Raw genomic sequence first — 26121 nt, forward strand, 5'->3', positions numbered from 1 at the left:
ACGGCCGCTTCAGGTCACTTGGCGCACACAGTCTTGTCCGCTTCGACCTTCTGGATGCCCTCCGGCGCCTTCGACGGGGCACTGATCGGCACTCCCGCCCCCTTGAAGTCGCTGCCGAGCGTCAGCTTGATGGCCGGGAGCCCCTGCGAGTTCTTCTCGCTCTTCCCGGGCTTCATCGCGGAGCCGGAAAGCCCCATGACGTCGGCGAGCCGCCGGGCCTGATCGGCCTGGTCGGGCGCGTACTCCAGCGTCGTCTTCTTGAGGTCGGACGGCGCGTTGCCGAGCTGGCTGGCCTTGGACATGCCCTCAGTGTTCTGCAAGTACGTGAGAGTTGCCTGAGCGGCGCCGGTCTTCCCGCTGCCGTTGTAGATGTTGACCCGCACATCCGAGGCGGCGGACTTGCTGCCCTTGAGCCGGGCGGCGACCGCTGCCTTCTCCTTCTTCTCCTTCTTCTTCACCGCGGTCAGCGACTCGTCCGCGCGCATCATGGCGAACAGCGGGTCGGCCTTGGCCTTGTTCACGACGACCGTCGTGTGGACCTTCTCCGCCGGGTTGTCGATCACGGGCACGGTCGCGAAGCTGAGGTTCTTCATGTCGAGCTTGCCGAGCTCCATGCCCAGGTCACGGAGTTTCATGATGTCCGCGATCTTGGAGTCGACGGTGAGCGCCTCGGTGCCCGCCTCGGCCAGCTTTATCATCTTGGACGGGCTGGTCAGCGTGTCGTTCGACTTGAGCTTGCGCATCAGCGAGCTGAGGAACTGCTGCTGCAGCTCGATGCGGCTCAAGTCGCCGCCGGTGCCCACGGAGTGGCGCGTGCGGACGAACGCCAGCGCCTCCTCGCCCTCGATCGTGTGCTTGCCCGCGGGCAGCTTCAGATGCGAGTCCGGGTCGTCGATGTCCTTGGCCAGGCATACGTCGACACCGCCGACCGCGCTGGAGAGCGTCTTGACCGCGTTGAAGTCGGCCACCATGAAGTGGTCCGGCACGATCCCGGTGATCTTCGTGACCGTACGCATGGTGCAGCTCGGCGTGCGCTCGCTCTGACCGAGGCTCTCGTTGAAGCGGGCCCCCTGCGATCCCCGGATCGTCTTCTTGCTGCCGTCCTCCATCGTGGTCGGGCAGTCCGGAATGTCCGTGATCATGTCGCGCGGGATGCTCAACGCGGTGGCGTTCGTGCGGTCCTTGGAGACGTGCAGCAGGATCGTCGTGTCGGCGTGGCCGACGCTTCCCTTGTCGCCGTACTTCTCGTTGCCCTCGCCGCTGCGCTTGTCCGTGCCCATCACCAGGATGTTGATGGCGCGGTCCTTGCTGAAGCCGCCGGTGCTCGCGCCGTCGTCGTTTATCGAGCTGATGTTGTCGTTGAGGTGCTGGTAGTAGACGTAACCGCCGACGCCCACCGCGACCAGGACGAAGGCGAGCGAGCCGCCCGTCCACATCAGGGCCTTCTTGCCCTTGGACTTCTTCGGCTTCTGCTTGCGCCGCCCGCCCGCGGCCTCCGGCTGCGGCGCCCGCCTTCTGCGCTGCGGCGGTACGTCGCGCTGCTCGTCACGACGCTCGTCGCGTCGGCCATCGCGGCCGCGCGTTCCCTGGCGGGGCGCGGACCGCGGTGATCTGCGCGGTCCGGGCACTGGCGACTGCCCAGCGGAAGGGCTCAGTCGCAGTTCGTAATCGCCGGTGTTCGGGTTGAGCACCCACTGGTCTGCGGGGTCGATGTTCTCCGCCCGCCCACGGCCTTGCGCGTCCACGGTTGTCTGCGTCCTCCGTCGGGGCCACGCGGCGCCATTCCCCCCTCAAGAAAGGCGCTCGGTCAGTCATCCAGCGGTGCGGGCCACGAGGGGCCAGGCGCACCGGATCGCTCACACTATCCGGCCAGTTCAGCGTCGAACGACGCCGGTGACAAATTCCACTCCCCTACAACTGGGCAATCCGCCCCATTTCTTTGTGCGGGCGGTCTTGCGCTTGAGGATGTGTTTACTCGCAGGTCGTCCCGGCTGCCGTGTTGCCGCGGAAAGTGGGGTCGGGGCTCGGAGTCGCGGAAGGGTCGGCCGCCTGCTCGTCGCGGGGGTCGGTCTCCGGCTCCTCGCGCGTCACTTGGAGGGGTGCGTCCGTTCGGAGTCGGGTGAAGAGTTCGTCCGCCGCAGGCTCGACGAGTTCATCCCGATTGGCGTCGTAGACATACGACCGCCGGGGCACCGTGAGGAACTGCACCTGTTCTGTGGGGATGTTGCGCATGCCGCGCACCAGTTCGTACAAACCACGCAAACTCGCAAGTCCCGGGTCCGTCGTCAGCGAAGAAGTGGCCGCGTCGAGGACCGGATAGAGCTTCGCCGGATTGAGCAGGACGTCATTGCTCTGCACCTTGTTGACGAGTGCCGCGAGGAACTGCTGCTGGCGGTCCATCCGGTCGGTGTCGCTGCCGTTTCCGATGCTCTTGCGGGCCCGCACGTAGCCGAGCGCCTGCTCGCCGTCGAGGGTCTGCATTCCGGCGGCGATCTTCAGACGGGCGTCGCGGTCGTTGATCGGCGCCTTGAGGCAGACCTGTACGCCGTCGACCGCGTCGACCATGTCCTTGAACCCGGCGAAGTCCACCACCATGTGATGGTCGACGCGGATCTTCGTCATCTTCTCGACCGTACGAATGGTGCAGGCCGTCCCGCCGAACTGGAAGGCCCAGTTGAACTGCGCGAACTGCGCCCGCGTCCGCGAACCGTCGCTCTTGCGGCAGCGGGGTATGTCCACCATCACGTCCCGCGGGATCGACACCGCGGTCGCGCTGCGCCGGTCGGCCGCGAGGTGCAGCAGGATCGTGGTGTCCGAGCGCTGGGTGCCCGGGTCGCGGCCGTACTTCTTGTTGCCGCGTCCGGAGCGGGTGTCCGAGCCGATCAGGAGAATGTTCTGCGCGCCGTTCACCAGCGCCGTCGGGCGCTCCTTCTCGTAGCGGGCGAGCTCCGCGGCGGCGTCGGTGTCCTTGGTGATGTTGCCGTCGAGCTTCTTGTAGACCGCCCATCCCGCGCCCCCGGCCGCCAGGATCACCCCGGCGGCCCCCACGGCCGTCCAGCGCAGCCAGCGCCGCCTGCGCCGGGCGACTCCCTCACCCGTCGGGCTGGAGCCCGCTCCGGGTGCGTACGTGGCCGCAGGCTCAGGCGGGCCGCCGTCCGCGTCCGGGCGCTCCGGTCCGGCGGGCATGCCTGCGGTGTCGGACACGTGTACGGCCACCCCTCATCGCGACGTCGGTGCATGGTGCGCTCTTATGACCATGGACCGACGTGACGCCGGTGGCCTGCGGGCCAGGGCCGCTGGTGGGCCGAACGGGGGAGCGGAGGGGGCGCCCGGCGGGGCGGGCTACTTGGCGGTGGCCGTGACCCGCTCGTCCTCGATCCGCTTCGCCAGACCCGCCTCCGCGAGCTGGTCGAGGTGGCGGCAGAGCACCACGGAGCCGCCCGCCGCCAGCGGGGCGTACAGACCGGAGCTGAGGCCCTCCCAGGTGGCGTACGACAGCCCGGACAGGAGCCGCGAGCCGGGCGTGAGCCCCAGCGCCTCGGCGTCGGCACGGGCCCGCTCCACCAGCTCCGCACCCGTCAGCTCACCGGCTCCGCCGACGGCGAGGGCGGGCTCCGCCGGGTCCACGGGCGCGTACGGCACGAAGCGGTCGCCCTGGCTCGGCACCTCGACGGCGTAGTCCACGAAGCCCTCGGGGGTCTGCGGGAAGCGGCCGCCGAGCGGCCGGAGCGCGAGCGCGACCCGCTCCCCGGAGCAGGTGCGCGCCACATCCAGCGAGTCGGGCCCGCTGACGACGAGATCGGCCCCGGCGGGGTCGCCGCCCACGTCGGCGACGACGCCGACGGACGAGCAGGCGAGCAGCCAGACCGCCGTCTGCCAGTGCGCGGGAAGCAGCAGGGCGAGCCGGTCGCCGGGCTGCGCGGCGAGATCGTCCTGGAGCAGATTGGCGGTCTTGGCCACCCAATTGGCGAAGGTGGCCACGGACAATTCGACGCGCTCGCCCGTGGCGTCGTCGTAGAAGGTGATGAGCGGGCGGCCCGGGTCCGCGGCGAGCGCGGATCGCAGCAGGTCGGCAGGGGTGCGGTCGGTGGCGTTCACGGGCGCAAGGGTACGCGCGTGCCCGTGCGCCCCGGGGCGCGGCGGGGGAGCGGCGGCCACCGGTTCGGCGGACATGAACAGACGGACCGTCAATTCCGCAATGGACAGATCTGCCCCTTTGTGTCAACTATCAGTCGTATGCGTGGATTTCTAGCTTCCTCGATCGGCGTCACGTGCGCGGCCGCCCTGGCCCTCCCTCTGACCCTGCCGTCGTCCGGCGCCCGCGCCGCGACCCCGGCCGCTGAGTCGCCCGCCGGGCCCTCCGCGGAATCGGTGCCGGGCAGCACCCAGTCACTCCCGCTCACCCCACTCGGCTCCGACCGCTCGGCGGGCGGCGGAGCATCCGTCGAACAGGGCCTGCTGCAGCGCGAGGTCCGCCCCTTCTCCCTGGTGGGCGTCATCTGGGACGACCCGGACGACGAACTGCACGGCAGCGTCCAGGTCCGCACCCGGGCCAGCGGCACCGGCAACTGGTCCGGCTGGCAGCCCGTGGAGACGCACAACCACGAGCACGCGGCCGACCCGGACGACCCGGAGCGGGCCTCGGGCCGGGTCCGCGGCTCCACGGCACCGCTGTGGGTCGGCGACTCGGACGGGGTCGAGATCCGGGTGCGGGGCGAGGCGGCCGAGGACCGCGGCGCCGCACGGCCCTCCGGGGGACAGGCCCTGCCGGCGGGCCTGCGACTCGAACTCGTCGACCCCGGAGCCGAGCCGCCGCCGCAGGGCCCGGCGCCCAAGGGCACCGGCTCCACGGCCCTGACCGCCGAGACCGCCGCCGCCTCCGCGGTCAACGCCGACCTCGCCCCGCTCGGCGCCGACGTCATCCCGGCGCTCGGCAAGAAGGAGACGGAGTCCGACCTCATCGCGGCCCGCGGCGGCCCGGAGGAGGCCGCGGGCCGGGCCAGGCCCTACGTGGGGCCCCGGCCGCGGATCACCACGCGCAAGGGCTGGGGCGCGGACGAGAGGCTCCGCGAGAAGAACTTCGCGTACACCAAGACCGTCAAGGCCGCCTTCGTGCACCACAGCGCGTCCGGCAACAACTACCGCTGCTCACAGACCGGATCGGTGCTGCGCAGCATCTACCGCTACCACGTCAAGAGCAGTGGCTGGCGTGACATCGGCTACAACTTCGCGGTCGACAAGTGCGGAAACATCTACGAAGGACGTGCCGGAGGTGTGGCCAAGCCCGTCCTCGGGGCCCACACTCTCGGTTTCAACACCAAGAGCATGGGCATCGCCGTCATCGGCAGCTTCGGGTCATCGCGTCCGCCCGCGGCCTCGGTGAACGCCATCGCCCGGCTGACCGCGTGGAAGCTCGGCCTGTACGGCGCCAACCCGCGCGCGAAGACATACCTGAGGTCCGGGGGAGGGAATCTGTACAAGAAGGGCCGCAACGTCCGGCTCCATGTGATCTCCGGGCACCGTGACGGTTTCGCCACGGAATGCCCCGGAAGTCGCCTGTATCAGAAGCTGGGCAAGGCCCGTTCCGCCTCGGCCCGCTACCAGGGCCGCTGAGTCCGCTCCCCCTACCACGAAGCACACCGCACGACCCGCACAGCGCACTGCACGATCTGCAAAGCCATCTGCATACACTGGCCGGCCGCGACTCAAGTTCGGCCGGCCCCAGCAGGAAGCAGAGACGACAGGTGACAGAAGCGATCCTCCTGGTCGGCGGCAAGGGCACCCGGCTTCGTCCGCTCACGGTGCACACGCCCAAACCGATGGTCCCGGCGGCGGGCGTACCGTTCCTCACCCACCAGCTGGCGCGGGCCCGCGCGGCGGGCGTGGAGCACATCGTCCTGGCGACCTCGTACCTCGCCGAGGTCTTCGAGCCGTACTTCGGCGACGGCTCGGCCCTCGGCCTCCACATCGAGTACGTCACGGAGACCGAGCCGCTCGGCACGGGCGGCGCGATCCGCAACGTGGCGTCGCGTCTGCGCTCGGGACCCGACGAGCCGGTCCTGATCTTCAACGGCGACATCCTCACGGGCCTGGACATCCGCGCCCTCGTCACCACGCACGAGGAGTCGGGGGCGGACGTCTCCCTGCACCTCACGAAGGTCACGGACCCGCGCGCGTACGGCCTTGTGCCGACGGACGGGACGGGCAGGGTGCAGGCCTTCCTGGAGAAGCCGCAGACGCCCGAGGAGATCGTCACCGACCAGATCAACGCGGGCGCGTACGTGTTCCGCCGCTCGGTCATCGACAGCATCCCGGTGGGCCGCCCCGTCTCGGTCGAGCGCGAGACGTTCCCCGACCTGCTCGCCTCCGGGGCCCACCTCCAGGGCATGGTCGACTCGACGTACTGGCTCGACCTGGGCACCCCCCAGGCCTTCGTACGCGGCTCGGCCGACCTGGTGCTCGGCCGCGCCCCGTCCCCGGCGATCCCGGGCCGCTGCGGCGACCGCCTGGTCCTGCCGACCGCCACGGTCGCCCCGGACGCGAAGCTCACCGGCGGCACCGTGGTCGGCGAGCACGCGGTGATCGGCGAGGGAGCGCGGGTGGACGGCAGCACGGTCCTCGCGGGCGCGATCATCGAACCGAACGCGGTCGTCACGGACTCGCTGATCGGCGCGGGCGCGAGGGTGGGCGCACGCACGGTCCTCGCGGGCGCGGTGATCGGCGACGGCGCGGACGTAGGCGCCGACAACGAACTGCGTGACGGGGTACGGGTGTGGTGCGGGGCGGGACTGCCGGCGGGCTCGGTCAGATTCTCGTCGGACCAGTGATCGTCAGCCCGTCCAGCGTTTGAGGACGAACTCGGCGGAGCCGGTGATGCGGTCACCAGGCTCCTGCGCCGGAGCAGGTTTTCAGGAAGGGGCGGGGCGGGGGCCAAAGAAGCCCTTACCCTCGTACAGATGTCATCCCGTTTCGCTCCGCGCCCCACCCGCACCACAGTGCGCGGCGGCGAAACGGCGATCCCCCGGGCGGTGGGCCAGGCGGGCATGCCCCGCCAGGCCACCACGGCCGGAACCCGCACCTGGACCCCGCCCTACCCCCTGAACCTGGGCCTGACCGTGGGCCCCCTGCGAAGGGGCCCCGCGGACCCCACGTTCCGCGTGACCCCCGACGGCTCGGCCTGGCGGGCGAGCCGCACCCCGGAGGGACCCGGCACGCTTCGCGTGGCCCTGCGCGGCGACTCGGTGGAGGCGGAGGCCTGGGGCCCTGGAGCGACCTGGCTCCTGGACCAACTCCCGCACCTCCTGGGCGAGTCGGACGCCCCGGAGGCCTTCGTCCCCCGCCACCGCCTCCTCGCGGTGACAGCGCATCGCCGCCCCGGCCTCCGCCTGATCCGCACGGGGCTGGTCATGGAGTCCCTGATCCCGTCGATCCTGGAACAAAAGGTCACGACGGACGAGGCGTACCGCGCCTGGCGCCTCCTGGTCCGCAAGTACGGCGAACCGGCACCCGGCCCGGTCCCCGAACAGCTCCGTATGTACGTCATGCCGGACCCGAGGACGTGGACCCTGATCCCGTCCTGGGAGTGGCACAAGGCGGGCGTGGACAACAAGCGCGCGTCGACGATCCTGCGCGCGGCGCGGGTGGCCGCGCGCCTGGAGGAGGCGGCGGCGATGGAACCGCTCAAGGCCCAGGCCCGCCTGGAACTGATCCCGGGCATCGGCCCGTGGACCTCGGCGGAGACCGTGCAGCGAAGCAACGGCGCCCCGGACGCGGTCACGGTCGGCGACCTCCACCTGCCGGGCATCGTCGGCCACGCCCTGGCGGACAACCGCGAGGCGGACGACGAGGAAATGCTGCGCCTCCTGGCCCCCTACGAGGGCCAACGCCACCGAGCGGCCCGCCTCATCCTCCTGAGCGGCCGCACACCGTCCCGCAGAAAACCGGGCATGCCAAAGTTCGACATCGCCAAGATCTGACCGCCCCGCAGACGGGCCCCGTAAGGGGCGCGGGGAACGGCGCGAGCAACCACGTCAGACCCGCAGGCGACGAACGGCCGTTTCAGGGGCGCGGGGAACTGCGCGACAAGCCCCCACGACCCGCAGCGAAGGCGCAGCCAGGCCAGGCGCAGTCAAGAGCCGAGGCCGCAGGCCAGGACCGCTAAAGAACCCGGACGAAGTCCCCCGCATCCCGCGCAGCCCGAGCCGCAGGCTCCCCCGCCGGATGCCCCACGGCCACCGCTCCCATCGGGTCCCACGACTCCGGAAGCCCGAGAACGTCCCGTACGACATCCCGGCAGAACATCGTCGACGAGACCCACGCGGACCCGAGGCGCTCCCCGGCGAGGGCCACGAGGAAGTTCTGCACCCCGGCACCGGCCGCGACGACGAACATCTCCCGCTCGGCCGCGTCCCGCCGCTCGTCCCCGTACGTGTGCGAGCCGTCCATGACGAGGCAGGGCACCACCAGATAGGGAGCCTTGCGCAGGACATCTCCCCGGCGTACGCGCTTCGCGATGGACTCGGCGGACTTGCCGTCCCGCTCCAGATCGGCGACCCACGCGTCCCGCATCGCGTCGAGCAGCCGCACCCTTGAGTCCTCGGACTCAAGGAGGACGAACCGCCACGGCGTCGTGTGATGCGGTGCGGGCGCGGTCACCGCGGCGGCCACGGCCCGCCGCACGGCCCCGGGGTCGACCGGCTCGTCGGTGAACTCCCGCACGGTCCGCCGCTGCGTCACCGCTTCCCGCACGGCCTCGGACGTCCCGAGCCGGAACATGTCGTCACGCGAGCTCCGCACCATGACGCGAGCACCCTCGTCGGCCCCGCCTGCCTCACCGACGACGTGCGGCAGCCCGCGGACCACCGCGACCGGCAGCCCGCCGGCCTTCCCCTTGACGAGGTCGCCCGCGGCGGCCAGCTCGTCCGCGGTGGCGACGACCGTCGCGCTCAGCGGATTGCCGTACGCGTCGACGCCGCCCCGCAGGTCGTCGAGGACCCGCACGCCCGCCGCCCCGATGGCGACGTCCGTCAGGCCGGTGCGCCAGGGGCGCCCGAAGGTGTCGGTGACCACGACGCCGACGTCCACGCCCAGCGCGTCCCGCAGTCCTTCTCGCACCGCACGCGCGGACGCGTCGGCGTCCTCGGGAAGCAACAGGACGGTCCCGGCGGGCGTGTTGGAGGCGTCGACACCGGCGGCGGCCATCACCAGGCCCTGCCGGTTCTCGACGATGCGCAGGGTCCCGCGCCGCGCCACGACCCGTACGGTCTCGGAGTCGATGGCGGCCTCGCGGTCGCTCGCCGCGACGATCCGCCCCTCGGCCTTGCTGACGATCTTCGAGGTGACGAGGAGCACGTCCCCGTCGGCGAGCCCCGGTTCGGCGGCGGCGATCAGCTTGGCGAGGTCGTCCCCCTGCCGCACCTCGGGCAGCCCGGGCACGGCCCAGACCCGGAACGACGGCGGGGCCCCGGCCCCGGCTCCGGCCTCGGAGGAGCTCACGCCCGCACCTCCTCCGCGAGGGCGAGCGCCGCACGCGCCATCTCGGCGGTCGCGACGTCGTCGCTCATCATCAGCGGGATCGCCCGGCACCGGATGCCCGCCGACTCGACCCGTTCCACGACCCCGGCGTCCACGGTGTCGACGAGCCAGCCGTCGAGCATCCCGCTTCCGTAGTGCTCGGCGACCGCGGCGGCGCTCGACTCCACGCCCACCGCGGCGAGCACCTTGTCGGCCATGCCGCGTACGGGAGCGTCCCCGACGATGGGGGAGAGCCCGACGACGGGCACGCCCGCGTCGGCGATGGCCTCGCGGATGCCCGGCACGGCGAGGATCGTCCCGACGCTCACCACGGGGTTGGACGGCGGGAAGAGCACGACGTCAGCCTCGGCGATCGCCTCCAGGACACCGGGCGCGGGCTTGGCCTGGTCCGCGCCGACCGGCACCACGGCGTGCGCGTCCACGGACGCCCGAAGGCGCACCCAGTACTCCTGGAAGTGGATGGCCTTCTGCTCGCCGTCGACCGTGACGGCGACATGCGTCTCGACGCGGTCGTCCGACATGGGGATGAGCCGCACGCCGGGCTGCCACCGCTCGCACAGCGCTTCGGTCACCGCGCTGAGGGGGAATCCGGCGGCCAGCATCTGCGTCCGCACGATGTGGGTGGCGAAGTCCCGGTCGCCGAGCCCGAACCACTCGGGCCCGACCCCGTACGCCGCGAGCTCTTCCTTGACCTTGAACGTCTCGTCCGTACGTCCCCAGCCCTGTTCTTCGTTGATGCCGCCGCCGAGCGTGTACATCACGGTGTCGAGGTCGGGGCAGACCTTCAGCCCGAACAGGTGGATGTCGTCACCGGTGTTGCCGATGACCGTGATGTCCGCGTCAGGCGCGGCTTTCTTGAGCCCGCGGAGGAAACGGGCGCCGCCGATACCGCCGGCCAGGACCACAATGCGCATGGGACCAAGCATGTCAGGCAGGTACGACAGCGTGTCAGGCGGTTACGACATCTCCGGCCGCCGGAGCGGTGGCCCGCACGCCGCACTGCGCCGCGTGCATCGGCATGTCGGTCAGGCCGGGGTAGTAGATGTGCAGGCTGACGGCAGGTTCCAGGGAGTCGTTGACGACGTCGTGGACGTACCCCGGCGCGAACACGCGTTGGGCCCCGGCGCCGAGCGCGCGCTGGCCGCGTTCCGTACGCTCCGTCAGTTCGCCCTCCAGGACCGTCAGTACGCCGGAGGAGCGGCCGTGGTCGTGCGTCCCGCTGCCCTGGCCGGGCACCCAGGAGAGCAGCCAGACCTCGTATCCCGGCCCTGTGCGCAGGCGGTGGTACCAGCGGCTCGTCGCGTCGTACTCGACGAGGTGGGACCACTGGGCGCGGTCGGCCGCGATGGTGCGGGCCAGGCCGACGAACTCGGCCACGGTGGCCGGGTGCTCGCGGGCGGGCTGCAGGAGGTGGGTGACTTCGAGGATGTCGCCGGCGATCTGGAGGTCGCTGTCGCTGTTCATGGTGCGGTGGTTCCTCAACGTGAGTGCCAGGAGTCGCTAGGGAGCTGATGCGAGGGAACAGAAGGGGCTACAGGCAAAGAAGGGAAAAGCGGCTCGGGCGGTGAAGTGCCGGAGCGGGCTCAACAGCTGGAAGCGGGATGGCTCAACAGCTGGAACAGGAACAGAGACAGCGCGCGTGGGCAGCGCCGAGGAGCCCGCGGGTGCGGGTCGTCGGGAGTGCCAAGTTTGCGAGCATGCCCACTAGGACAGCGGCTCACACCTTCTCTGTCAACTCTATGTCCGTTATGTGGGATATGTTTCACCTCATCCGGTTGTTCTGTCAGGTGAAAGGTTTGTGCATGGGGTTCACGGGACACCCAGGGTCACATCGCGCTTCAACCGGCGCGTAAACCCCGGCGCGCTCCCGTGACCCGAATGTGATCCCCTTCGCTTCGGTGGACCGGTCGCAACGGGATCGTTCCCCGTGACGTCCTTCCCTGGTGAAGGCGGTCGCGGGGTGCCTCGGGATGGGCCACCGGCAAGTGACGGGGTTTATGCCGATTTGAACACTTTCCGCATTACCTTGGTTCCGCAGGGTGAATAAGGGGCCCAATAGCAGATCTCGGCTTGACTGGCCCGGATCGGCACACTTGTAATTTCACTCGTGTCGTTCAGCCGAAATCGGTAACGGCAAGCACCACGGGGACGCACAGACAGACGAGGGGCGCACATGACCGAGCTGGTTCAGGAACTGCTGGTCGAGGACGCGGACGAGGAACTCGGCTGGCAGGAGCGCGCGCTGTGCGCCCAGACCGATCCCGAGTCCTTCTTCCCCGAGAAGGGCGGCTCCACGCGAGAGGCCAAGAAGGTCTGCCTCGCCTGTGAGGTTCGCTCGGAATGCCTTGAGTACGCACTGGCGAACGACGAGCGGTTCGGAATCTGGGGCGGCCTTTCGGAGCGGGAACGCCGCCGTCTGAAGAAGGCCGCCGTCTGAACACCAGCTGGATCCGCCCGACCAAACGGCACACACCCCTACGTAAGGAACAGCCCGTCGCCCGTGGGTTATCCACAGGCGGCGGGCTGTTGTGATGCCAGCCGTTAGTGTGGGGCCCCGTCCGAGACGCCCCGGCGCCCCCATGAAGCGCAGGCGTCCACCGCAGTCCATCGAACCGGGGCCCGTACCTCGATGTCCGTGCACAGCCATTCGGCAGCCAGTCCCCAAGACGCCGCTGCCGCTCCTGAGTTCCCGCGGCACGTAGTCACCGCCGTGATCGTCTCCCACGACGGCGCACGCTGGCTGCCCGACGCCCTTGCCGGCCTGCTCGGCCAGGAGCGCCCGGTGCAGAACGCCGTGGCCGCGGACACCGGCAGCGCGGACGACTCCGCCCGCCTGGTCACCGAGGCACTCGGCCCCGACCGCGTCCTGCACCTGGCCCGGCGCTCCGGCTTCGGCACCGCCGTCGACGAGGCGAACCGCACCGCCGGCGTGCTGACCCCCGAAGAGCTGCCGTACCTGAAGCGCCCCAGCGGCTGGGACCCGGTCAGCCGGACCTGGCGCGACGACGCCTACGACCTTCCCGAACTGCCCCACGGCGAGCCCGAACAGTGGCTGTGGCTGCTGCACGACGACTGCGCGCCCGAGCCAGGCGCCCTCGCCGAACTGCTCCGCGTCGTGGAGAACGAACGCGAGGTCGGCAAGGACGTCGCGATCGTCGGCCCCAAGCTGCGCGGCTGGTACGACCGCCGCCAGCTCCTCGAGGTCGGCGTCTCCATCGCCAACAGCGGCCGCCGCTGGACCGGCATCGACCGGCGCGAGCAGGACCAGGGCCAGCACGACCACGTACGGCCCGTGCTCTCGGTGTCCACCGCGGGCATGCTGATCCGCCGGGACGTCTTCGACGAACTCGGCGGGTTCGACCGGCGCCTGCCGCTCATGCGGGACGACGTCGACCTGTGCTGGCGCGCCCAGAACGCGGGCCACCGCGTACTCATCGCCCCCGAAGCCGTCGTCCGGCACGCCGAGGCCTCCTCGCGCGAGCGCCGCACCGTCGACTGCGTCGGGCGTACGTCGACGTCGCCGCACCGCGTGGACAAGGCGGGCGCCGCCTACACCCTGCTCGTCAACGCCCGTACGGCCGTGCTGCCCTGGGTGCTCTTCCGGCTCGTCTTCGGCACGCTGCTGCGCACCGTCGCGTATCTGGTCGGCAAGGTCCCGGGCCAGGCGGTCGACGAGGTCGCCGGCCTCCTGGGGACACTCCTGCGGCCCGGACGGATCGTCAGCGCCCGCAAGGAGCGCGGCAAGCCGGCCCTCGAACCGTCGGAGATGCGGCCGCTCTTCCCGCCGCCGGGCGCCACCGTGCGCGCCACCGTCGAACAGGTGGCGGGCAGCATCGTCGGCCGCTCCGACCCCGAGGCCGTCACCGGCGCGGGGCGGCACGGGGCCGTCGAGACCGGACCCGGCGGGGACGACGCGGACTACCTCCAGGTCGAGCAGTTCGCACGGCTCAAGCGCCTGGCCCGCAAGCCGGGACCGATGCTCTTCGTGGTGCTCCTGTTCGCCTCGCTCATCGCCTGCCGCGAACTCCTCGGCAGCGGCGCCCTCGCGGGCGGCGCGCTGCTGCCCGCCCCCGGCGACTCCTCCGCCCTCTGGGCCCGTTATCTCGACGCCTGGCACCCGGTCGGCACCGGCGGCACGCAGTCGGCACCGCCCTACCTCGCGCTCGTCGCGGGGCTCAGCAGCCTGCTGTTCGGGTCCACCGGGCTCGCGGTCACGCTGCTCCTGGTGGGCTCGGTGCCACTGGCCGGCTTCGCCGCCTACTTCGCCTCACGGCCGCTCGTCGAGTCGCGCCTGCTGCGCGCCTGGGCCTCGGTCGCGTACGCCTTCCTGCCGGCCGCCACGGGCGCGCTCGCGGGCGGGCGCATCGGCACCGCCGTCCTGGCGATCCTGCTGCCGCTCATGGCGCGCGCGGGCATCGCGGCGAGCGGACTGACCTCTCCGGAGGGCACCCGCGGAAGCTGGCGCGCCGCGTGGGCGTTCGCCCTGCTCCTGACGCTCACCACCGCCTTCACGCCCATCGTGTGGCCGATCGCCCTGGTGCTCGGCCTCGCGCTCCTCGTGGTGCGCAGGGGCGACATCACCGCGTACGGCCTGCGCTTCCTCGCCGCGCTCGGCACCCCGCTCCTGATCCTCGCGCCCTGGTCGCTCTCGCTGCTGCCCTTCGGCTTCTTCGGTGAGGCGGGACTCGACTTCGGCACCGGCTCCGCGACCGGGCTCGACCTGCTCGGAGGCAGCCCCGGCGGCCCCGGCACCGTGGACGGGCTGCTGCTCATCGGCATCGTGCTCGCCGCCCTGGCCGCGCTCCTGCGTACGGAGCGGCAGCTCGCCGTCCGCACCGCCTGGATCGCCGCGCTGGTCTCCCTGGTCTTCGCCGCGCTCTCGAACAGCTCGGCGTGGGCGGGCCCCGCGACCCTCGGGTACGGCCTCGCGCTCCTGGCCGCCGCCGCGCTCGGCGCCGACGGCGCACGCACGCGTGTCGCCGAGCAGAGCTTCGGCTGGCGCCAGCCGGTCGCCGTCCTCATCGCCTTCGCGGCCGCCGCCGGGCCGCTGCTCGTCGCCGCCGGGTGGATGATCCGCGGTGCCGACGGCCCCCTGGAGCGGCGCGACCCGGTCCAGGTGCCCGCGTTCGTCGCCGAGGAGAGCGGTACGCAGGACCAGGCCCGCACGCTCGTCCTGGACAGCGAGTCGGCCGCCCAGGTGTCGTACACCCTCGTCCGCGGCTCGGGCGCCCGCCTCGGTGACGCCGAACTCGCCGCCGCGGGCGGCTCGAACGGGCACCTGGAGAAGATCGTCGCCCGGCTGCTCGCGGGCTCCGGCGCCGACCAGGCCGACCAGCTCGGCGGCTTCGCCGTGCGCTACGTCCTCGTACGCGACGGCGCGCCCCGCCAGATGAGCCGCACCCTGGACGCCACCCCCGGCCTGACCCGGCTCAGCCAGGAGGACGGCAGCGCGCTGTGGCGCGTGGACCGGCAGGTCTCGCGCGCCGCGATCGTCCCCGAGACGGGCGACCCGCTGCCGGTGGCCGCGGGCCCCGTGGAGCTGCACACGAACATCCCGGCAGGCGACGAGGGCCGCACCCTGCGGCTCGCCGACGCCGTCGACGAGGGCTGGACCGCGACCCTGGACGGCCGCACGCTGACCCCGACCACGCTGGACGGCTGGGCGCAGGGCTTCGAACTGCCTGCCTCGGGCGGCCGCCTGGACGTCACGCACACGACTCCCGTGGGGCACACCGGCTGGCTGTGGGCCCAGGGCGCGCTCGCCGTGGTCCTGGTGGTCCTCGCCCTTCCCGGCCGCCGCCGCGACGTGGACGACGACCTCCCCGAGGAGGCCGTCATCCCGGCGGAGCCCGTCGAGGGCGAGGGGCGCAGGGCCCGCAGGCTGCGGGCCGCGCAGGCCGAGCAGGACGCCGCGCAAGGAGGCGCCGGGCAGGACGACGCCGGTACTCCGCCTCCTCCTCCGGAGGAGGAAGGTGCCTACGCCGCGGTGCCCCAGCAGCAGTCGCCGTCGCACGACGAGTGGCAGGCCCCCGCCCACGCGGGCGCCGACTACGGCACGTACCAGGGCGAGCAGCAGTACCAGGACGCCCAGTACCCCGCCGGTTCGTACGACCAGCCCGCGTACCAGGACCCCTACCAGGGCGGCCAGTACGACCCGTACGCCTACGGAGGCGCACAGGGCGGGCCGGGCGGCGCCGAGCAGTACGGCCAGGCGTTCGACGCCACGTACGGGCAGCAGCCCCCGATGCCGCCCCAGCCCCCGCAGCCGCCGCACGGCACCGACAGTGAGCGCCCCGACGGGAGCCAGCAGTGAACCGCACGACCCAGTCCCTGATCGCCGCCGCGGCCGCGCTCGCCGCGGTCACCGGGTTCGCCGTGGCCAACGCGCCCGACGGCGGCAAAGACGACGGCGCGAAGGCCGCCGCGCGGCTGCCCGTGGAGCGCACCAGCCTGCTCTGCCCGGTGCCCAGCGTCTCCGACCTCGCCGAGACCTCGTACACGGCGTTCACGCCCAAGGGCGAGGGCTCGGGCTCCGGCAAGACGGGCAAGGCGGAACTGATGCCCGCCACCAGGGCGTTGAAGGTCACCCCTGAGGACGAGGCCGGAAAGGAAACGAAGAAGGACGACAAGCCCTTCCTGACCGCGAAGACGCCGGGCAAGCCGGTCACCGGCGAGGAGTCCGGGGCCGAGTCGCCCTCGCTCCTGGGCACCGCGGACGGCCGGCTCGCCCCCGGCTGGACCGTTCAGCAGACCACCAAGTACGCGGTGGGCAGTGGCCGCGGCCTCCAGGGCACCAACTGCACGGCGCCCGACACGGACTTCTGGTTCCCGGGCGCGAGCACCGCCAAGGACCGCAGTGACTACGTCCACCTGACCAACCCGGACGACTCGGCGGCCGTCGTCGACATCGAGCTGTACGGCAAGGACGGCGCCCTCAAGACCGAGGTGGGCGAGTCGATCCAGGTCCAGGCCCACTCCAGCGTCCCCATCCTGCTGTCCACGCTCGCGGCCCAGGAGCAGACCAACCTCACGATGCACGTGACCGCGCGCAGCGGCCGGGTCGCGGCCGCCGTGCAGTCGTCGGACGACAAGCTCGGCGGCGACTGGCTCCCCGCGTCCGCCGACCCCGCGAGCCGCCTGGTCCTGCCCGGCATCCCCAAGGACGCGACCTCGGTACGCCTGGTCGCCTTCACCCCCGGAGCCGACGACGCCGACCTGAAGGTGCAGTTGGCCTCGCCGACCGGTTCGATCAGCCCGGCCGGACACGCGAACCTGCACGTGAAGTCCGGCATGACGACTGCCGTGGACCTCGGCGACGTCACCAAGGGCGAGGCGGGCTCACTGATCCTGACGCCGACGGAGGAGGCGACGCCCGTGGTGGCGGCGCTGCGCGTCACCCGGGGCAAGGGCGCCGACCAGGAGACGGCGTTCATCCCCGCGACGAACGCGATCGCCGCGCGCGCGACGGTGGCCGACAACCGGGCCAAGGGCTCGACGCTGTCGCTCGTGGCCCCCGGTGAGACCGGCAAGGTGAAGGTCACGGCGTCGGAGGGCAGCGAAGGCGGCTCGCCGACGACCAAGACGTACACGGTCAAGGGCGGCACGACCCTGGGGGTCAAGGCGCCCGTCCCGAGCGGCCTCAGGGGCACGTACGCGCTCACGGTGGAGCCGGTGTCGGGCGGTGACGTCCATGCCTCCCGGATGCTGGAGGACCCGGAGGACGGCGTCCCGATGTTCACCGTCCAGACCCTGCCGGACGACAGGGGCATGGTGTCGGTGCCGCACGCGGAACAGGATCTGAAGGTGCTGCAGAAGTAGGCCTCGGCGGCCCGTCGACCGGGGTGGGGGAGTCCCTCAGCCCCTCAGGAGTCTTCCCCGTAGCGCGGGTCGACCGACTCGGGTGACAGTCCGAGGAGCTCGGCGACCTGCTCGACCACCACTTCGTGGACGAGCGCGGCCCGCTCGTCCCGCCCCTTGGTGCGGATCTCCACCGGACGCCGGTAGATGACCACCCGGGCGGGACGGTCGCCGGAGGCCTCGATCGTGCCGCCCAACGGCACCACGTCATCGCTCCAGTCGTCCTCGCCCGCGCCCCCGCCCCGCCCCAGCGCCGGAACCTCGAGCACCAGGAAGTCGATCTCGCTCAGCTGCGGCCATCGCCGTTCGAGGCGTTCCACGGAGTCCTGCACCAGGTCGGTGAAGACCTCGGCGCGGCTGGCGGACAGCGGCACCTGGGGCGGCGCCACGGGGCCGCGCATGCCCCTGCCGTGGCGGTCGCGGCGGCGGGGCCTCGGGTCTGCGGCGCGGGGCTGTACGGGGTCGTCCATCACTGACGAAGAGTAGTCCTCGGAATCGGCGTTTCCGCACAGCTTCCACCGGGCTTCCGTACGGCGTCCGGACTGCTTCCGCGCTGCTTTCGCACTGCTTTCGCACGGCGTCCGTACTGCTTCCGTCCGGCGCGCGGCATGTCGCCCGATGACCATTCCGGCCAGGGTTGGGCCCGATTTCGTATCTCTCCGGGACCGCCGACCTCGCGATGAATGACGGTATTTGCGCCAAGCAGTGACCGGATTCGACACCACCGGCCACTCGGGCCCCTTGTGTCACCGCAGGTCAGCGATGCGCCGTGGGAGCGTGCCGTGGTGGGGATCACGGCACGACACGGTGGGGTGACCTCGCGGAGAGTCGTCGCGGCCCGCTCAAGAGTGCGGTACCGTCCAACATCGTGAGCCCTGTACGTCGCTGTTCGCGCACCGCTTGCGGCCGTCCCGCCGTCGCGACGCTGACGTACGTCTACGCCGACTCGACCGCGGTCCTCGGCCCCCTCGCCACCTACGCCGAACCCCACTGCTACGACCTCTGTGCCGAGCACTCCGAGCGCCTCACAGCGCCCCGCGGCTGGGAGGTCGTCCGGCTCGCCGACTCCTCCGGTCCGGCCCGCCCCAGCGGTGACGACCTCGAAGCGCTCGCCAACGCGGTGCGCGAGGCGGCCCGCCCGCAGGAGCGTGCAGCGGAGGCCGGTGGCGGCGCGCGCAGGGCGGACCCGATGGAGGTCGCGCGCCGCGGCCATCTGCGGGTGCTGCGCTCACCGGATTCCTGAACCGCCCCTCTTCTTGCTGCCCCCCCTATGGGAACGGCCCCTCTCCGGAGACCCCTGTCGTTCATCGATGAACAAGTTCTCCTGTGCGACCCATTGACGTGCCCATGTCGGCGACTCGACCATTCCCCCAGCCGTGAGAGATCACGTTCCGCATCGCGGAATACGGAAATGGAACCGGGGAGCCGCCCGTGTACGTGCAGCAGCTGGAGCCCGTGGCCGATTCGCTCGGCCTGTCCGCCCTCGTCGCGACCCTGCCCCTCCTGACCGTCCTCGTCCTGCTCGGCGCCGTCCGCATGAAGGCCCACCACGCGGGCCTCATCGGCCTCGGCGTCGCCGCCCTCGTCGCCTGGACCGCGTACGGGATGCCGCTCGGCCAGACCGCGTCCGGCGCCGCGCAGGGTGCCCTCTTCGGGCTTTTCCCCATCCTGTGGATCGTCGTCAACGCCCTGTGGGTGTACCGGATGACCGTCCGCACCCGGCACTTCGACATCCTGCGCCGCTCCTTCGGACGGCTCTCGGACGATCCGCGCATCCAGGCGCTCGTCGTGGCCTTCTGCTTCGGGGCGCTCCTTGAGGCGCTCGCCGGCTTCGGGGCGCCCGTCGCGATCTCCGCGGTGATGCTGGTGGCGCTCGGCTTCGACCCGGTCAAGGCCGCCGTCGTCGCCCTCGTGGCCAACACCGCGCCCGTCGCCTTCGGCGCCATGGGCACCCCCGTGGTGACGCTCGCGCAGGTCACCGGGCTTCCGTTGGACACCGTCGCCACGGTCGTCGGCCGCCAGACGCCGCTGCTCGCCCTCGTCGTCCCGCTGCTCCTGGTCTTCCTGGTGGACGGGCGGCGCGGGCTGCGCGAGACCTGGGTGCCCGCCCTGGTGTGCGGATTCGCCTTCGCCGCCGCGCAGTTCGCCGCGTCCAACTACGTCTCGGCCCAACTGGCCGACATCGGGGCGGCACTGGCCGGCGCGGGCGCCCTGATGGCGGTGCCCGGCGCGCGCAAGCCCGCCGCGGAGCCCGTACGCGTCGCCGTCCTGACCGGGGCACGCAGCGAGGACCTGGACCAGGACGACCCGCGCCCCGAGATCCTGCGCGCCTACGCCCCGTACGCCCTGATCGTCGCCATCTTCTCGGTCGCCCAGATCCCGCCGGTCAAGGACCTGCTCGCCAAGGCGACGCAGACCTTCGACTGGCCCTTCCTGAACGTCGCAGGACCCGACGGGGACCCGGTGAGCGGCAACCTCTTCTCGCTGCCGCTCGTGGCGACGGGCGGGACGCTCGTGCTGCTTGCCGGAGTGGGCACGGCCGCCGTCCTCGGGGTGCACGCGCGCGTGGCGGCGCGGGAGTGGCTCGCGACCGTGCACGAACTGCGGTTCGCGATCCTTACGGTGACGTCCGTGCTCGCCCTCGCGTACGTGATGAACCTGTCCGGGCAGGCCGCCACCATCGGCCACTTCGTGGCGGCGGCGGGCGCGGGGCTCGCCTTCCTCTCGCCGGTGCTCGGCTGGTTCGGCGTCGCGGTCTCCGGCTCGGATACCTCGGCCAACGCGCTCTTCGGCGCGCTCCAGGTGACGGCGGCTCAGCAGTCCGGGCTCTCGCCCGAACTGCTCGCGGCCGCCAACAGTTCCGGCGGCGTGCTCGGCAAGATGATCTCCCCGCAGAATCTGACGATCGCGTGCGCGGCGGTCGGACTCGCGGGCAAGGAGGGCGATCTGCTGCGCAAGGTGCTGCCCTGGAGCCTCGCCCTGCTCCTGGTGATGTGTCTGATCGTCGTGGGACAGAGCACGGTGGTCCTCGGCTGGATGCTGCCGTGACGAGAGCCTGACGTCCGGCTGACGGAGCCTTGACGCCGCTCACAGCCGGTTGTCGGTTGATGCGGGTAGTTTGGGGTGACCGGCGAGCACTCGCCCGAGTGCTTTCCGAAACCGCTGAACTCGCAGAACCTGCAGAGAGGGTTGGCCGTGACTGCTGATCTGTCCCAGATCGTCAAGGCGTACGACGTGCGCGGGGTGGTCCCGGACCAGTGGGACGAGTCGCTCGCCGAGCTGTTCGGCGCCGCCTTCGCGAAGGTGACGGGCGCGGACGCGATCGTGACCGGGCACGACATGCGGCCGTCGTCGCCCGGCCTCTCCCACGCCTTCGCGCGCGGCGCCGCGGCGCTCGGCGTCGACGTCACGGAGATCGGCCTCTGCTCGACGGATCAGCTCTACTACGCGTCGGGCGCGCTGAACCTGCCGGGCGCGATGTTCACGGCCTCGCACAACCCCGCGCAGTACAACGGCATCAAGATGTGCCGTGCGGGCGCCGCACCGGTCGGCCAGGACACCGGCCTCGCCGACATCCGCGCCCTCGTGGAGGACTGGTCGGAGACCGGCGCCCCGGAGCCGGCGGCCACGCCCGGCACGCTCACCCAGCGGGACACCCTCAAGGACTACGCGGCGCACCTGCGCGGCCTGGTGGACCTGACGTCCATCCGCCCCCTGAAGGTCGTCGTCGACGCGGGCAACGGCATGGGCGGGCACACCGTCCCCACGGTCTTCGAGGGCCTGCCCCTCACCCTCGTACCGATGTACTTCGAGCTGGACGGCACCTTCCCGAACCACGAGGCCAACCCCCTCGACCCGAAGAACATCGTGGACCTGCAGCAGCGGGTGCGCGAGGAGGGCGCCGACCTCGGCATCGCCTTCGACGGCGACGCGGACCGCTGCTTCGTCGTCGACCAGGACGGCGCCCCGGTCTCCCCGTCGGCGATCACCGCCCTGGTCGCCTCGCGCGAGCTCGCGCGCAACGGCGGCAAGGGCACGGTCATCCACAACCTCATCACCTCCTGGTCGGTCCCCGAGGTCGTCAAGGAGAACGGCGGCACGCCGGTCCGCACCCGCGTGGGCCACTCCTTCATCAAGGAGGAGATGGCCAAGACGGGCGCCATCTTCGGCGGCGAGCACTCGGCGCACTACTACTTCCGCGACTTCTGGAACGCGGACACGGGCATGCTGGCCGCGCTCCACGTCCTCGCGGCGCTCGGCGGCCAGGAAGGCCCCCTGTCGGCGCTCGTCGCGCAGTACGACCGCTATGCGGGCTCCGGCGAGATCAACTCCACGGTCGACGACCAGACGGCCCGCCTCGCCGCCATCAAGGAGAGGTACGCCGGCCAGGAGGGCGTCACCCTCGACGAGCTGGACGGCCTCACGGTGACGTCCACGGACTGGTGGTTCAACGTCCGCGCCTCCAACACGGAGCCGCTCCTGCGCCTGAACGTGGAGGCCCGCGACGAGGCGACGATGACCCGAACCCGCGACGAGGCTTTGGCAATCATCCGGGGCTGAGGACGTAGAGGGGGGAGGCGTTCCCGTGCCGTTTCCCCCCGGCGCCCCCCGTTTGTGGGCAGGCGTTCCGCAGGGCGGAAGCGACGGAAGCCCCACCCAGGGGGCCTGGGGCGAAGCCCCGGCGGCACACACGCAAGGCCCAGGGGCCAGCGGTAGGCTGACCAGGCGACATTCCTCGCCCCACCGCTCGAAGGGACCCACCCCATGCCGCTCGAAGCCGGCCTCCTGGAGATCCTCGCCTGCCCGGCCTGCCACGCCCCCCTCAAGGAGGCGGACACGGAGCTGGTCTGCACGGCGCCCGCGAAGGACTGCGGCCTCGCCTACCCCGTCCGCGACGGCATCCCCGTACTCCTCGTCGACGAGGCCCGCCGCCCCGCGTAAGGCCCCGCAAGGCCGTTCCGGGGCAGCGGCCCCGCAACGCCCCGCCAGGCCCCGCGTAACGACAAGCAGTGCGAGCGGCGGCGCCCCCGCCCCGTCGCCCGGCGAATCGGAGGCCCGACCCCATGCTGGACGAATCGCTCCTTGACGCGCCCGAGGCCCTCGCCGTGGCCGACCGCCGCGGCCTCCTCCGCGGCGCCGCGGAGGCAGGTGCCCGCGTCCGCACGGCGGTGCGGCACGCGACGGAGGCCGGGCTCACCCAGCTCAAGCCGGACGGCCGCCCCCGCGCCATCCTGATCGCGGGCCCCGGCACGGCCGCCACCTGCGTGGCCGATCTGCTCGGCACCCTCGCGGGCGCCGGCTGCCCCGTGATCCGCCTCGCCCCCACCGGCGTGGCCCCCGCCGCGGGCGCCCTGCGCTGGGCGCTCCCCGGCTGGGCGGGCCCCCTGGACCTGCTGCTCGTCGCCACTCCGGACGGCACGGAACCGGGCCTCGAACTCCTCGCGGGCCAGGCCTACCGCCGCGGCTGCACCGTCGTGGCCGTCGCCCCCGCCCGCTCCCCGCTCGCGGAGGGCGTGGAGGGCTCGCACGGCCTCACGGTCCCGATGGCCACCTCCCCGTACGGGGAGTACGAGACCCCGCACGACGGCGAGCGCGCCTCCGAGGCGTACGAGGCACGCCGCGTGGACGACGAGGCCGCGGCCTCCGCCCCCGCCACCCTCTGGGCCCTGCTCACCCCGCTCCTCATCCTCCTGGACCGCACCGGCCTGATCACCGCGCCGGCCGAGACCCTGGAGAAGATCGCCGACCGCCTCGACCACGTCGCCGAACGCTGCGGCCCGGTCGTCGCGACATACGGCAACCCCGCCAAGACGCTCGCAGCGGAGCTCGACGAGACCCTCCCGGTGATCTGGACCGAGGGCGGGCTCGCGGGCCCCGTGGGCCGCCGTTTCGCCGCGGGCCTCGCCGAGCTCGCCGGGCACCCCGCGGTCGCGGGCGAGCTGCCGGAGTCCCTGCCCGCGCACGGCGCCCTGCTCTCGGGCAACCTCGCGTCGGGCGGCGAGGACGACGGCGACGACTTCTTCCGCGACCGCGTCGAGGAAGCCCAGCGCCTGCGGGCCCGCGTCGTCCTGCTCCGCGACCGCCCGGTGGACGCCGGAGGCCTCACCGCGGCGCCCACGGCCCGCGAGCTCGCCCACGGCCACGACATCGCGATCAGCGAGCTCGAACCGGAGGACGGCGACGACCTGGAGATGCTCGCGGAGCTGATCGCCGTCACGGATTTCGCCGCCGTTTACCTGGCGCTCGCCCCGAGGGACCGATCATGACCACGGCCCGGTCATGACCTGGCACGCAGCACCGCCCCGCATGGCCCCGCCTCGCCCGCACCGCGTACGTACGTAAGGGAGAACCCCTCCGTGGACCGCCTCACCAACACCATCCGCCCCTACGCCTGGGGTTCCACCACCGCCATCGCGGAGCTCCTCGGCGTCGAGCCGACCGGTGAACCGCAGGCCGAGATGTGGATGGGCGCCCACCCCGGCGCGCCCTCGCGCACCGGGCGCGGTCCGCTCGACGAGGTGATCGACGAGAACCCGGGGCAGGAGCTCGGCCGGGCGGCCGTCGCCAGGTTCGGCCCGCGCCTGCCCTTCCTCCTCAAGCTCCTCGCCGCGGGCGCCCCGCTCTCCCTCCAGGTCCACCCCGACCTGGAGCAGGCGAGGGAGGGCTACGAGGACGAGGAGGAGCGGGGCGTCCCGATCGACGCCCCGCACCGCAACTACAAGGACGCCAACCACAAGCCCGAACTGATCTGCGCCCTCACGGAGTTCGACGGCCTCTGCGGCTTCCGCGACCCCGTCGAGGCCGCCGACCTGCTGGCCGGTCTGGGCGTCGACTCCCTGAAGCCGTACGTCGACCTGCTGCACGCCAAGCCCGAGGACGGCGCGCTGCGCGAGGTCCTGACGGCCGTCCTGACCGCGGACCCCGACGAGATGGCGGCGACCGTCACCGAGGTCACCGACGCGGCCCAGCGGCTCGGCGGCGCCTACGCCCCGTACGCGGGCATCGCCCGGCACTACCCCGGCGACCCCGGCGTCATCGCGGCGATGCTCCTCAACCACGTCCGACTGCAGCCCGGCGAGGCCCTGTTCCTCGGCGCCGGAGTCCCGCACGCCTACCTCGACGGACTCGGCGTCGAGATCATGGCCAACTCGGACAACGTGCTGCGCTGCGGCCTGACCCCCAAGCACGTCGACGTCCCCGAACTCCTGCGTATCGTCCGCTTCGAGCCGACCGCTCCGGGCATCCTGCGCCCCGAGGCGTCGCCCGACGGCGAGGAGGTCTACGAAACCCCGATCGACGAGTTCCGCCTCTCCCGCTTCGTCCTGCCCGAGGGCGGAGCGCCGCACGACCTCACCGCCGCCACCCCGCAGATCCTGCTCTGCGTCGCGGGCTCCGTGAGCGTGGGCGACGCCGGCGAACTCACGCCCGGCCAGTCCGTGTTCGTACCCGCGGACGAAAAGGCCGAAGTGTCCGGAGTGGGCACGGTCTTCCGTGCCACTGTGGTGGCCTGACTCACCACCAGCGCCTCGTGCTGCAACAATGACCCACCGCAAAGGCCGGGCAAAGCGGCAGTGGACAAGAACGTACGCAGGCGAAACGTACGCAGGCGAAGGGACAACGGGCACACATGAGCGCGTCAGGCGGAACAAAGGCGATTGTCGCGGCACTCGCCGCGAACCTCGCGATCGCGGTGGCGAAGTTCGTCGCGTTCATCTTCAGTGGTTCGTCGTCGATGCTGGCCGAGAGCGTGCACTCGCTCGCGGACTCGGGCAACCAGGGGCTGCTGCTCCTCGGCGGCAAGAAGGCACAACGTGAAGCGACCCCCCAACACCCCTTCGGGTACGGGCGCGAGCGCTACATCTACGCGTTCCTGGTCTCCATCGTGCTCTTCTCGGTCGGCGGCATGTTCGCGATCTACGAGGGCTACGAGAAGATCAAGCACCCGCACGAGATCGAGCACTGGTACTGGCCGGTCGGCGTCCTGGTGTTCGCGATCATCGCCGAGGCCTTCTCGTTCCGTACGGCGATCAAGGAGTCGAACCTCACCCGCGGCAACCTCACGTGGACGCAGTTCGTGCGCCGCGCGAAGGCCCCCGAGCTGCCGGTCGTGCTCCTGGAGGACCTCGGAGCCCTGGTCGGTCTGATCCTGGCGCTGGTCGGCGTCAGCCTCGCGCTCGCGACGGGCGACGGCGTCTGGGACGGCATCGGCACGCTCTGCATCGGCGTCCTGCTCATCCTGATCGCGATCATCCTCGCCGCGGAGACCAAGTCCCTGCTCCTGGGTGAGGCCGCGGGCACGGAAGAGGTCGAGAAGATCGAGAAGGCCCTGGTCGACGGCGACACGGTCACCCGCGTCATCCACATGCGCACGCTGCACCTCGGCCCCGAGGAGCTGCTCGTCGCCGCCAAGATCGCCGTCCAGCAGAACGAGACGGCCGCCGAGGTGGCCGCCGCCATCAACGCGGCCGAGGAGCGCATCCGCGCGGCGGTCCCGATCGCCCGCGTGATCTACCTGGAGCCGGACATCTACAGCGAGACGGCGGCCGCAGAGGGCACCAACCCGGCGAAGTCGCCGGGTGCCCACTGACCTACCGCCACTCCCGTACGCAGTCGGGGCCCCGCACCGTGCAGGTGCGGGGCGCCCCCCCCCGGGCCAGAACCGCCGCGGGGGGCCCCCCCACCCGCAACACCACCCCGCGCCACCCCCCCGCCGGCGCCGGCGCCCGCCCC

At 72.0% G+C, this 26121-nt stretch carries 20 protein-coding genes; 13 read left to right on the forward strand and 7 right to left on the reverse strand.

Going from position 1 to position 26121, the window contains the following annotated elements:
• Positions 1-14 precede the first annotated feature (14 nt).
• The 3 genes from ACWFRU_RS35615 to ACWFRU_RS35625 form a co-directional block, all read right to left on the reverse strand.
• Entirely contained in the window at positions 15-1745 is a 1731-nt protein-coding gene (locus ACWFRU_RS35615) for an LCP family protein (RefSeq protein ID WP_453692234.1), read from the reverse strand.
• 226 nt (positions 1746-1971) lie between these two features.
• A complete protein-coding gene (locus tag ACWFRU_RS35620; protein ID WP_453692235.1) occupies positions 1972-3204 on the reverse strand; it encodes an LCP family protein in 1233 nt (410 codons plus the stop codon).
• Positions 3205-3342: 138 nt separating this feature from the next.
• A complete protein-coding gene (locus ACWFRU_RS35625; RefSeq protein WP_453692236.1) occupies positions 3343-4098 on the reverse strand; it encodes a TIGR03089 family protein in 756 nt (251 codons plus the stop codon).
• Positions 4099-4236: 138 nt separating this feature from the next.
• Here ACWFRU_RS35625 and ACWFRU_RS35630 point away from each other — a divergent pair, with 138 nt between their 5' ends.
• The 3 genes from ACWFRU_RS35630 to ACWFRU_RS35640 all read left to right on the forward strand — a co-directional run bounded on the left by ACWFRU_RS35630 (position 4237) and on the right by ACWFRU_RS35640 (position 7976).
• Positions 4237-5613: a peptidoglycan recognition protein family protein gene (locus ACWFRU_RS35630; RefSeq protein WP_453692237.1), complete on the forward strand. Its 1377-nt coding sequence runs from the start codon at positions 4237-4239 to the stop codon at positions 5611-5613.
• A 131-nt stretch (positions 5614-5744) separates the two neighbouring features.
• On the forward strand, positions 5745-6827 hold the full coding sequence (locus tag ACWFRU_RS35635; protein WP_453692238.1) for a sugar phosphate nucleotidyltransferase: 1083 nt from the start codon (positions 5745-5747) through the stop codon (positions 6825-6827).
• 129 nt (positions 6828-6956) lie between these two features.
• On the forward strand, positions 6957-7976 hold the full coding sequence (locus ACWFRU_RS35640; protein ID WP_453692239.1) for a DNA-3-methyladenine glycosylase family protein: 1020 nt from the start codon (positions 6957-6959) through the stop codon (positions 7974-7976).
• A gap of 181 nt (positions 7977-8157) precedes the next feature.
• Here the strand turns inward: ACWFRU_RS35640 and ACWFRU_RS35645 are convergent, their stop codons facing one another.
• From ACWFRU_RS35645 to ACWFRU_RS35655, 3 genes are read right to left on the reverse strand one after another with little or no spacing between them, the layout of a single operon-like run.
• Positions 8158-9495 carry a coenzyme F420-0:L-glutamate ligase gene (locus ACWFRU_RS35645; protein ID WP_453692240.1) on the reverse strand — a complete coding sequence of 446 codons (1338 nt, stop codon included), beginning with the start codon at positions 9493-9495 and terminating at the stop codon, positions 8158-8160.
• On the reverse strand, positions 9492-10448 hold the full coding sequence (gene cofD / locus ACWFRU_RS35650) for a 2-phospho-L-lactate transferase (protein ID WP_453692241.1): 957 nt from the start codon (positions 10446-10448) through the stop codon (positions 9492-9494). Before cofD ends, ACWFRU_RS35645 begins: the two co-directional genes overlap by 4 nt.
• 34 nt (positions 10449-10482) lie before the next feature.
• Positions 10483-10998, reverse strand: a complete 516-nt coding sequence (locus tag ACWFRU_RS35655) for a cysteine dioxygenase (protein ID WP_453692242.1) — start codon at positions 10996-10998, stop codon at positions 10483-10485.
• A gap of 709 nt (positions 10999-11707) precedes the next feature.
• Between ACWFRU_RS35655 and ACWFRU_RS35660 the strand changes: the two genes are divergently transcribed.
• The 3 genes from ACWFRU_RS35660 to ACWFRU_RS35670 all read left to right on the forward strand — a co-directional run bounded on the left by ACWFRU_RS35660 (position 11708) and on the right by ACWFRU_RS35670 (position 17352).
• Complete coding sequence (locus ACWFRU_RS35660; RefSeq protein ID WP_016642094.1) at positions 11708-11971, forward strand: WhiB family transcriptional regulator; 264 nt, start codon at positions 11708-11710, stop codon at positions 11969-11971.
• 192 nt (positions 11972-12163) lie between these two features.
• Complete coding sequence (locus tag ACWFRU_RS35665) at positions 12164-15847, forward strand: glycosyltransferase family 2 protein (RefSeq protein ID WP_453692243.1); 3684 nt, start codon at positions 12164-12166, stop codon at positions 15845-15847.
• Positions 15844-17352, forward strand: coding sequence for a DUF5719 family protein (locus ACWFRU_RS35670; RefSeq protein WP_453692244.1), 1509 nt, complete (start codon positions 15844-15846; stop codon positions 17350-17352). Before ACWFRU_RS35665 ends, ACWFRU_RS35670 begins: the two co-directional genes overlap by 4 nt.
• Before the next feature lie 44 nt (positions 17353-17396).
• On the opposite strand, the gene ACWFRU_RS35675 is transcribed toward ACWFRU_RS35670, so the two are convergent.
• Entirely contained in the window at positions 17397-17861 is a 465-nt protein-coding gene (locus tag ACWFRU_RS35675) for a metallopeptidase family protein (protein ID WP_453692245.1), read from the reverse strand.
• 299 nt (positions 17862-18160) lie between these two features.
• On the opposite strand from ACWFRU_RS35675, the gene ACWFRU_RS35680 reads away from it, so the two are divergent.
• The 7 genes from ACWFRU_RS35680 (at position 18161) to ACWFRU_RS35710 (ending at position 25978) form a co-directional block, all read left to right on the forward strand.
• Positions 18161-18634: a DUF3499 domain-containing protein gene (locus tag ACWFRU_RS35680; RefSeq protein WP_453692246.1), complete on the forward strand. Its 474-nt coding sequence runs from the start codon at positions 18161-18163 to the stop codon at positions 18632-18634.
• Between the two features lie 188 nt (positions 18635-18822).
• A complete protein-coding gene (locus tag ACWFRU_RS35685; RefSeq protein WP_453692247.1) occupies positions 18823-20439 on the forward strand; it encodes an L-lactate permease in 1617 nt (538 codons plus the stop codon).
• Positions 20440-20586: 147 nt separating this feature from the next.
• Positions 20587-21951 carry a phosphomannomutase/phosphoglucomutase gene (locus ACWFRU_RS35690; RefSeq protein WP_453692248.1) on the forward strand — a complete coding sequence of 455 codons (1365 nt, stop codon included), beginning with the start codon at positions 20587-20589 and terminating at the stop codon, positions 21949-21951.
• Between the two features lie 204 nt (positions 21952-22155).
• Positions 22156-22332: a Trm112 family protein gene (locus ACWFRU_RS35695; RefSeq protein WP_363211587.1), complete on the forward strand. Its 177-nt coding sequence runs from the start codon at positions 22156-22158 to the stop codon at positions 22330-22332.
• A gap of 122 nt (positions 22333-22454) precedes the next feature.
• Complete coding sequence (locus ACWFRU_RS35700; RefSeq protein WP_453692249.1) at positions 22455-23657, forward strand: SIS domain-containing protein; 1203 nt, start codon at positions 22455-22457, stop codon at positions 23655-23657.
• Positions 23658-23747: 90 nt separating this feature from the next.
• A complete protein-coding gene (gene manA, locus ACWFRU_RS35705) occupies positions 23748-24902 on the forward strand; it encodes a mannose-6-phosphate isomerase, class I (RefSeq protein ID WP_453692250.1) in 1155 nt (384 codons plus the stop codon).
• Between the two features lie 116 nt (positions 24903-25018).
• Positions 25019-25978 carry a cation diffusion facilitator family transporter gene (locus tag ACWFRU_RS35710; protein ID WP_453692251.1) on the forward strand — a complete coding sequence of 320 codons (960 nt, stop codon included), beginning with the start codon at positions 25019-25021 and terminating at the stop codon, positions 25976-25978.
• The last annotated feature ends 143 nt before the right edge of the window (positions 25979-26121 follow it).

The organism is Streptomyces sp. NPDC055099, from assembly GCF_053607685.1.